Annotated in this window: 7 protein-coding genes and 1 pseudogene; 1 reads left to right on the top strand and 7 read right to left on the bottom strand. The window is 49.9% G+C overall.

Annotation, left to right across the window (positions count from 1 at the left end; genetic code table 11):
* Positions 1-204, top strand: a 204-nt coding sequence (locus tag JHD74_RS24605; protein ID WP_199063739.1) for a hypothetical protein, incomplete at its 5' end; no start/stop codon positions are given.
* On the opposite strand, the pseudogene JHD74_RS26725 reads toward JHD74_RS24605, so the two are convergent.
* From JHD74_RS26725 to JHD74_RS24570, 7 genes and pseudogenes are all read right to left on the bottom strand, one after another.
* A pseudogene (locus JHD74_RS26725) lies at positions 126-889 on the bottom strand (IS3 family transposase); the annotation flags it as partial. The gene JHD74_RS24605 and the pseudogene JHD74_RS26725 sit on opposite strands and share 79 nt — an antisense overlap.
* 117 nt (positions 890-1,006) lie before the next feature.
* Positions 1,007-2,413: an NADP-dependent phosphogluconate dehydrogenase gene (gndA, locus tag JHD74_RS24595; RefSeq protein ID WP_199063737.1), complete on the bottom strand. Its 1,407-nt coding sequence runs from the start codon at positions 2,411-2,413 to the stop codon at positions 1,007-1,009.
* A gap of 153 nt (positions 2,414-2,566) precedes the next feature.
* The gene (locus tag JHD74_RS24590) at positions 2,567-3,688 is read right to left on the bottom strand and encodes a glycosyltransferase family 4 protein (protein ID WP_199063736.1); all 1,122 of its coding nucleotides are present in this window, start codon (positions 3,686-3,688) and stop codon (positions 2,567-2,569) included.
* A gap of 8 nt (positions 3,689-3,696) precedes the next feature.
* Complete coding sequence (locus JHD74_RS24585; protein ID WP_199063735.1) at positions 3,697-4,830, bottom strand: glycosyltransferase family 1 protein; 1,134 nt, start codon at positions 4,828-4,830, stop codon at positions 3,697-3,699.
* A 2-nt stretch (positions 4,831-4,832) separates the two neighbouring features.
* A complete protein-coding gene (locus JHD74_RS24580) occupies positions 4,833-5,726 on the bottom strand; it encodes a GDP-mannose 4,6-dehydratase (RefSeq protein ID WP_199063734.1) in 894 nt (297 codons plus the stop codon).
* Positions 5,726-6,793, bottom strand: a complete 1,068-nt coding sequence (gmd, locus tag JHD74_RS24575; RefSeq protein ID WP_199063733.1) for a GDP-mannose 4,6-dehydratase — start codon at positions 6,791-6,793, stop codon at positions 5,726-5,728. Before gmd ends, JHD74_RS24580 begins: the two co-directional genes overlap by 1 nt.
* A 2-nt stretch (positions 6,794-6,795) precedes the next feature.
* Complete coding sequence (locus JHD74_RS24570) at positions 6,796-9,735, bottom strand: glycosyltransferase (protein WP_199063732.1); 2,940 nt, start codon at positions 9,733-9,735, stop codon at positions 6,796-6,798.
* Positions 9,736-9,864 lie beyond the last annotated feature (129 nt).

Below are 9,864 nucleotides of genomic sequence, written 5' to 3'. Positions count from 1 at the left end.
CCCCCCCCCCCCCCCCCCCCCCCCCCCCCCCCCCCCCCCCCCCCCCCTCCTAATGACCCGGCCACCCCCGAGATCTACACCCAGTTGGCATCGTCGGCAGCGTCAGATGTGTATAAGAGACCCCCCCATACCTGTTCTGGTCGCCTTACCACCACATGTTCCGGCCCCGCTTTTAATAAATTGGGATGCCGCCGAAAACGGTGATGGCTGTCCGTTGTTTTATGGTACGCCCGTTTGACTGGCACCAGCAGCCGGCGTTCCTTCAGCAGAGAGAACAACCGGTCACGTCCGACATGCAATCCATCATCTGATTGTTTATTCAGCAGATAATGCAGCTTGCGGGTCCCGATACGCGCCTGACGTACTCTTATCGTTTTAACAAAATCGATGATCCGGACATCACGAGCCCGTTGCTTACTAAGCCGTGTATTGTGCTGATACCAGGCCTGCCGGCTATGTCCCAGGAACTGGCAGGCCCGGGTAATGGTTATTTTTGGGGTCTGTTTTTGCGTGAGGACTTGCCTGGCCGCTTTTTTATGACACTGATCCCATAGTCATTTTTCAGCACGTTAACGACAGCATCAAGGAACTCCGCTTTCTGGGTGACCAGCTCAAGCTGTTCTTCAAGTTCCCTGATCCTTTGCTCAGGAGTTAAAGGGGCAGGCGGTTGGCTCATGGGCAACTCCCGGCTGGAGAGATGGGGAAGACCTGGAGCCCAGTTAAGATGGCCATGCTTGCGCAACCAGGTCAGAACGGTCGAACGTCCCTGAATACCATAGCGCAGTTGAGCCTGTTTGTAGGTCATTTCGCCTTTTTCAACCTGCTCAACAACAGCAATTTTAAAAGACAAAGGATAGTCACGTTGTGTGCGTTTAAACTCGGCCATTATCACGTTCTCCAGATTTAAGTCGAAAACGTGTCAACGCTATTCAGGACGGGTCACAGGCAATAAAAAAGCCGCCGGGCATTAACCTCGGCGGCTTTTTTTATCGTTCAACGTGCGGGATTATTCCATCCATTCGGTATGGAATACGCCTTCTTTGTCGGTACGCTTATAAGTATGAGCACCGAAGTAGTCACGCTGCGCCTGGATCAGGTTGGCAGGCAGCACCGCAGAGCGGTAGCTGTCGTAGTATGCGATCGCCGCAGAGAAGGTTGGCGTTGGGATGCCGTTCTGCACTGCATAGGAAACCACATCACGCAGCGCTTGCTGATACTCATCGGCGATTTGCTTGAAGTAAGGTGCCAGCAGCAGGTTGGCGATGTCGGCATTCTCAGCGTAGGCATCGGTGATCTTCTGCAGGAACTGAGCGCGGATGATGCAACCGGCACGGAAGATCTTGGCAATTTCGCCGTAGTTCAGATCCCAGTTGTTTTCCTTGGAAGCCGCTTTCAACTGAGAGAAGCCCTGTGCATAGGAAACGATTTTACCCAGGTACAGAGCGCGACGAACTTTCTCGACAAACTCGGCTTTCTCGCCGCTGAAGGCTGCAACTTTCGGGCCGGTCAGGACTTTAGAAGCCGCTACACGCTGGTCTTTCAGAGAAGACAGGTAACGTGCGAACACAGACTCGGTGATCAATGACAGTGGCTCACCCAGATCCAGAGAGCTCTGGCTGGTCCATTTGCCGGTGCCTTTGTTGGCCGCTTCATCGAGGATCACATCAACAAGGTATTTACCCTCTTCGTCTTTCTTGGTGAAGATGTCTTTGGTGATGTCGATCAGGTAGCTGTTCAGCTCGCCCTTGTTCCACTCGGCGAAGGTTTCAGCCAACTGCTCGTTGTTCAGATTCAGCGCCTGCTTCAGCAAGGAGTAGGCTTCTGCGATCAGCTGCATGTCGCCATATTCGATACCGTTGTGCACCATCTTCACGTAGTGGCCAGCACCGTCGGCACCGATATAGGCCACGCATGGCTCACCTTCAGCCACAGCGGCGATTTTCTTCAGGATGGGTGCCACCAGCTCGTAAGCTTCTTTCTGGCCACCAGGCATGATTGAAGGCCCTTTCAGCGCTCCTTCTTCGCCACCGGAAACGCCGGTGCCAATAAAGTTGAAGCCCTGAGCAGACAGCTCGCGGTTACGACGGATAGTGTCCTGATAGTAGGTGTTACCACCGTCGATCAGGATATCGCCTTTATCCAGGTGCGGAGTCAGCGAGGCAATGGTCTTGTCCGTAGCTTCGCCCGCTTTTACCATCAGCAAAATGCGGCGCGGTGTTTCCAGCGATGCAACAAACTCTTCGACGGTGTAGTGCGGCACCAGGTTTTTGCCTGGGTTCTCTGCAAAAACTTCGTCAGTCTTGTCGCCTGAACGGTTAAAGATAGAAACGGTATAGCCACGGCTTTCGATGTTCAAAGCCAGATTGCGGCCCATCACCGCCATGCCGACAACGCCGATTTGCTGTTTGGACATTAGGAACTCCTGTCTGAGGATGACACCTGTATCACGGCTCTTGGCCAACAGGTTTTTGATGTGGCCAACATGTTAACTCAGGATTGTGTTCGCTGGGTAGTGATTGGTGCGATAGGTCACATAATTGCATATCACGGATAGACAATGCGGTTTTTACAGGCGCTTCTCGATCAACTGCTGGTAGAGCTCAATGTAACTTTCCGCCATACGTGCAGACGTGAACAGGTCTTGGAAACGTTTGGCAGCATTCTCTCCGTAACGGGCTGCCAACTGCGGATCGTTCCACAGTTGCACCATCGCTTGGCGCAATGCATCAGCATCTGACGGAGGTACGACGATGCCGGTTTCCTTATCCAGATTGATGTAGGTAGTACCTGTGCCGATCTCACTGGAGATGAGCGGCTTACCAAACATCGCCCCTTCAAGCAAAGTGATACCAAACGCCTCCGAGCGCAAATGGGACGGGAAAACCACGCTGTAGCACAGTTGCAATAAGGCGGCTTTATCTTCATCCGGCAACGCGCCAAGGAAGTGAATATTGTTTAAACCTAATTCTGCGGCCTGCTGTTTCAACTCTTGCTCGATCGGACCAGCTCCAACGATCACCAACGGGAAGTCGGTGCCTTTTACCGCATCAAGCAGAATATGGAGCCCCTTGTAGTAACGGAAAGCGCCAACAAACAGGAAAAAGCGATCGCCCACCTTTTGTCGCCAGTGGTCGAGGTGCCGTTCATCCGCCATGGGATAAGAGTGCTTATCCAAACCATAAGGGATCACTTTGACTTTTGGCAGGTATTTCTGCAAGGTCACGCTCGTTTCCACATAGTTTGGCGAAGCCGCGACAATACAATCAACCGAATCTAAAAATTTGTTCATCAACGGCGTATAAAATTTTAACGCCAATTTTTGCTTCACTATATCCGAGTGATAGCTCACAATCGTCGGTTTTTTGACACCCGCGATAAAATGCACCATATCCATGAATGGGTATGGGAAGTGGTAATGGATAATGTCTGCTTGTTCAGCTAACTGTTTGAATTTTTTTATCGCACTGATAGAAAACGGTGTTGAGGCAACTTCAAAATTGGTTGCTGAGTAATAGGCCGAGTGCGAGCCGACGCGTTCATTATCAATATCACCACGCGTGCTTAGCGACAGCGTTGTCGATTCGATATCATGACATATGCCAGCTTCGCTTAACTGGTAGATAACCTGTTCAATGCCGCCAAAAGAATCAGGATAATATGTTTTATAAAAATGCAGAACTTTTAACATGAAAGCTATTAAACCTGCTGATATGCGTGAATAGTCTCTGCGGCACAACGCTGCCAAGAGAAGGTTTTTGCCCGACTTAAACCACCAGTGATGGCAGATTCACGCCAAGTCTCATCTTCAATGCTCTGATGAATTAACTGCGTCAAGGTTTCGACATCCAAAGCGGCGCAGGTCAACGCGCACTCTCCAACCACCTCGGGTAACGAAGAACTGTTGGAACACACCACCGGCACGCCTGATGCCATGGCCTCCAGCACCGGCAACCCAAACCCTTCATATAACGATGGGAATAGGAAACTCCTGGCGCCAGCAAATAGGTAAGGTAAATCTGATGACTTGGTGTAGCCCAGATAACATAACCACCCTTCGCGTTCAGCCTGTTCAAAACGCACGTGCAAAGCCTCACTACGCCAGCCTTTAAAGCCGCTGATAGCTAATGGATAAGCCTTTCTTAAGCTAAGTGGCAACCGTTCGTAGGCGGACAGCAGGGTTTCAATATTCTTGCGCGGCTCAATCGACCCGGTAAATAAACAATATCGCCCTGCCTGCAGCCCATACTGGGATACTACGGCAGTAATAGACTCGGGATCGCGTGGGTAAAATTCCCCACTGCTAGCCAGCCTTGCCGCATATACTTTATTAGCAGGCAAGTTAAAATAATCCATCACCTCTTGCCGTGTAAAATCTGAGTCAGTGATCAAGATATCGGCACGTTTCATCGTCAGCAGTAGTTCTTTCTGCATAAAACGGACGCGCTCTTGAGGATGACATTGTGGCCATGTAAAGACTGAGAGATCGTGAAAGGTGGCTACGCTAGGCCCAACTTTGGGAGGTAAATAGAAATTTGGGCCGTGGTAGATGGCATCTGGGTGTTTCTTTAACGCTAACGTTTTTAACCAGGGAGCCGTCAAACGGTATAGCTCAGAAGCAACTCTGCTTTTTTGCACCATGTGACGCAAACCCTGGCTTGAAGAACTACTTTCCCTGGCTTGCGGTATTTGCTTACTTAGCCTACGCCCCTGAAGAAATAAAAGCTCGGATATCTCCGAGCTTTTAGTTAAACAGTTAGCTAACTCATAAGCATATCGGCCAATCCCAGTTAACGGATATTTAATCGGGTCAGTACCAAATATGACTTTCATCGTCAGTTTTCCAGCATCCAGCGCAACGTTTCCTCCAACGGAGGAGTATCCCAATCACCGACAAGACTGCGCAGTCTTGTCGCATCGCCACACAATATCTTGACTTCGTTAGGACGGACGAAAGCCGGATTTACGCGGATATCCAAGTGGTGCGATGTGATTTTCTCACACAAATCAACCGCATCACGTAAAGAATAAGTTCGCCCAGAGCAGACATTGATCGTTTCGCCGATAGGCTTGACCCGTAACAGTGCCACATAGGCCTTGCTCAAGGCGCGAACATCGGTAAAGTCACGCCAAACGTCGATATTACCGAGCTCGATAACGGCAGCCTTACTCTTGTAGTGTTTGACGATTTTCGGCAACAAGAAATTATCTGCCTGGCCAACACCGGTATAATTAAAGGGCCGCGTAATGAATATCGGCAGTTTATCCACCCACAATCTGGCCATAAACTCCATGGCCAGCTTACTCACCGCATAATCATTCGCTGGGTTGGCAGGGGTCTCTTCACCGAGTTTACCCTCAGTGCTGTTACCATAAACATTGGCACTGCTGGCAATTAACACGGCATCCAATGGATGCCCACTGTCGGAGAGTGCCTGGAGTAAGTTCCGGGTGCCCTGCAGGTTTACGCTATAGAAAGCATTCGCGTCACCATGGCCCACAAACGCAATGGCGGCAAGATGAACAACGACATCTGGCTTAACCTGGCCGATAGCTTCCGCTAACGCCGCCTCGTCTTGCAAGTCTACCTGAAAATAGTCCGCCTGAGCCGAAGGTAATGAACCCAGCCCATAAACCCGATATCCGGCAGCGGATAATTCCGCTGCCACATAACGGCCGGTAAACCCATTGATGCCTGTAACCAAGGCACGTTTGCCGGCGCCGAACATCAGAAGGAAGACCCTTTCTGATTACGTACAAGATCCTGCTCCACCATCATCTGGCACAGCTGCTCCAGAGTGGTCTTCGGCTCCCAACCCAAAATTTCCTTGGCGCGAGCTGGATTACCGATCAACAGTTCTACTTCTGCCGGACGGAAGAATCTCGGGTTAACGCGAACCAGCGTTTTGCCGCTAGCAACGTCAATCCCTACCTCTTGCTCATCTTTACCTTCAAAGCGCAAGGTATAACCGGCAGCTTTGAATGCCATAGCAACGAAGTCACGAACGGTTTCTGTACGGTTGGTTGCCAGTACGAAGGTATCCGGCTGCTCAGCCTGCAGCATACGCCACATGCCTTCGACATATTCTTTGGCAAAGCCCCAGTCGCGTTTGGCATCCATGTTACCCAGCTCCAGCACGTCCAGTTTGCCCAGTTTGATTTTGGCAACGGAGTCAGTAATTTTACGGGTAACAAACTCACGGCCACGCAGCGGCGACTCATGGTTAAACAGAATGCCGCTTGACGCAAAAATACCGTAACTTTCACGATAGTTGATGGTCATCCAGTGGGCATACAGCTTGGCAACGCCATAGGGGCTACGCGGGTAGAATGGCGTATCTTCCTTCTGTGGAACAGCCTGTACTAAACCGAACATTTCAGAGGTTGATGCCTGATAGAAACGGATTTTAGTGTTAACAATGCGGATCGCTTCCAGCAGGTTAACCGGGCCAATACCAGTGATTTCCGCTGTGGTAATAGGCTGTTCGAAAGACACCCCCACAAAGCTCTGTGCGGCCAGGTTATAAACCTCCGTTGCCCCTGTTTGCTGCAACAAACGGATGCTGGCAGACAGATCTGTCAGATCATACTCAACCAGATGCAGATTCGGGTGCTTATCAATCCCCAGTTCTTCTATGCGCCAGAAGTTTACTGAGCTGGTACGGCGATAGGTTCCATAAACCACATACCCTTTTTCAAGGAGAAGCTCAGCAAGATATGCGCCGTCTTGGCCAGTGATACCTGTAATTACTGCGGTCTTTTGCACAGAAAAGTTCCTATTTTGATCAAAACACATGATTACGCATCCAACAATGCTGCCATCCACTGAGGCACAGGTTCATTTTCTCTATCAAAACCTAGCAGCAGATTTTCTTTAAAGCCTGAAGTAATAGCGTAATGTCTCTCTTGTAAAAAAAGCTCATAGTACTTATCCGGGTGTTTGCGGTAAAGCAGAACATCCTTCTGGAAGAAACGAGCTCGGATTACCGCTGACTCCCGCTCTTTTGAACGTAATTGAGCTGGATGAAATACATCAACATCCCTTGCATAAGGCACTGCACCTAACTGCTGCATTCTCCAGCCAAAGTCCGTATCCTCACGAAAATGTGGGTGGTCAAATTGCAAATCAAACCCTCCCAAATAATTGAATACGGAACTTCTTACCAGCAGATTTGCCGTCATGAAGCCAATATTTTCAAAACCAACATTGGTTACTGGACGCCAATTATCATCACCCAAATGATCTGAGGTGATCATGCCTTCGATTCCTACAACACCTTCTAACTCAAAATACTTCCGTGCATTGGCTAACCAATTGGGGCCAGGGCGACAGTCATCATCGGTGAAGGCAATGACCTTCCCTTGGGCTAACATGGCCCCCGTATTCCTCGCTCGTACCGCACCTTTGACTGGTGAGTGGTAATAGCATAGTGGGAAACCAAAATCACGTTCGCGCTCTGACCACGGTTTCTCACTTTGATCGATAATAATGACTTCAAAATCACGTTCTATCTGCTTTTGCAGATAACCGACTAATTCATGGAGCTGATCGGGTCTTTCATAGCTCGGGATCACCACAGAGAAATGCGGTTGTGGCTGGTTTGCTAACTGAGCCCTAGAGGAAAACATTTTGCCTACGACATCAGAGATGCGCTCCCAGGCGTAACTGTTTTCAACGCAAACACGTGCCGCAGCACCGATAGCCTTACTGGTTTCAGCATCAAAGAGAGAACGAATGGCCGTAGCGAACGCCTGTTCTGTTGGTTCAACGACCAACATGGCATTGAGTCCACCAGTATCAATGCCACGTGCACCAATTTGGGTGGTTACTGTCGGCATTGCCATTGACATAAAGTCAAACATCTTGATATTGGTGCCGGAGCCAGAAAACATCGGGTTCACAGCCATATCTGCCGCAGATAGCCATAACGCCTTATCTTCTTCACTCAACATGCCAGTCACACGCACATTACCGTGACTCACTTTTTCAACTGCCGCTCCGACCCCACCGGCGATAACAAAGGTGACATCAGGAACAACTGCAGCAAGCGACCCCATAATAAAGTGGGCAGCCTCGACATTTGGACCGTAAGCACTGCCGATAAAAATGGCAATTTTATCATCACTGGTAAAACCAAGTGCTTTTTTGGCTTTGACTCTTTCAGCCTCACCGGGAACATCATTTTTAAACGCCATGACCCCATTGGGGACAACCCGCATTTTTTCTGGCGAGAATTCATAAACCCGGTTAAATCGCAACAAATCCTCTTGAGAGCATGCCAGTATCACATCAGCACGTAGCCCAAGTTGATATTCATCACTAATAACCTGTCGTATAGCGGCTAACTCAGCCTCATTACTCTCATCAAAGAGTTGTGCCCGTAGATAACCCTCAACATTTTGAGAGTCATAGACCACCACTTTTCCTTGCAACAAGTTGGGCTCAATTAATGGATAGACCCACGGATGAGAGAATACGACTACATCTGCCTGTTTAATATTCTCAATGACTTCATTTAAATAATTCGGCGACAAATGCCCTTGTTGACTGAAAACGACATCAATTACCGTTTTGCCCCCCGCTTGGGTCGCCCATTGTTGCGCAGCCAGGTGGTGCTCATCACTCAGGGGGACATTAATTTCTTCCAGACCCGGGCTGAGTTGGTGCTTACGATACTTTTCGCCTGGCCAGTCGTATGAACCAACATAGGTGGCCTTAATATCCGTTCCCAAATTATGGTAGAGACCGAGCAGACGCAAACGCCCTCCCCCAATAGGCGGGTCAATAGGCTGCATATCCGTGATGAGTACGTTCGCAGCTTCTTGCTTCAGGGCTACATCAGGAGCCATTGCCGCAGAAATTAGCTGTTTACCAACGGTAGCCCAAGACATGCCTTGAATTACATCGTATCCCTGCAGCCCCATTGCGGCCGCTTGTGATGTGTTATTGAATAACCATTCAAATCCATCACGCAGGCTCTCAGCGGTGGGCTCACAAATTAGCCCGGTTTCTTTATGCTTGACGAAATAAGTCGGTTCACCAGAGTCAGAGCAAGTGATTACCGGCTTACCACTGGCGAATCCTTCCAGTGTGACATAGCCGTAATCTTCTTTCTTTGGCACAAAAGCAACGGCTAGAGAATCAGCATAGTAAGCTAACAACTCGTCATCGCTTAGCCTGCCAACGAACTCAATTCTGTTATCACCAGCAGCCAACGCCTTAAGATCACTTTCCGCTTCACCAATCCCTGAAATAACCAGGCGCATAGGCAACTTCGAAGCTTTTACAGCCTTAATAGCCAAATCAACCCGCTTCCAAGGGTGAAGCCGCCCTGGAAGGAAAAAGTAGTTGCCGGTTTGTCCTTGTCTGAAACCATTGACACCTAACGGAGGGTGAATGACCTCTGAATGAATACCACGCCAACGATATAGACGATTAGAAACCTCGTGACCAATGGTAAATTTAGCTTTAGCCTTCGAAATCGCCTCAAAATCCCATTGATGCAAAATCGCTCGCTCAGCCATCCGAACAGGATCATTACCCGGGAATGACTCACTGAACATGTCGTCAAATACGCGAACCGTATGCACTAAATACATCACATGGTTAGGGTGATTGACAGCAAAGGTCGGCGTCTTTGTCGAAATAACGGCATCAAAACGCGTCAAATCAAGATCACGGCAATACTGATAGTTATTGCCTATCTGCTCAAAGGAAGATCTGTCTCTTATACACATCTGACGCTGCCGACGATGCCAACTAAAAGGGGGGGGGGGGGGGGGGGGGGGGGGGGGGGGGGGGGGGGGGGGGGGGGGGGGGGGGGGGGGGGGGGGGGGGGGGGGGGGGGGGGGGGGGGGGGGGGGGGG

Source organism: Serratia sp. ASV30, assembly GCF_016428815.1.
In the GTDB taxonomy this organism is placed as follows: domain Bacteria; phylum Pseudomonadota; class Gammaproteobacteria; order Enterobacterales; family Enterobacteriaceae; genus Chania; species Chania fonticola_C.
Note: the sequence above shows the minus strand (reverse complement) of the source record. Positions and strands in the feature narration are given on the sequence as shown.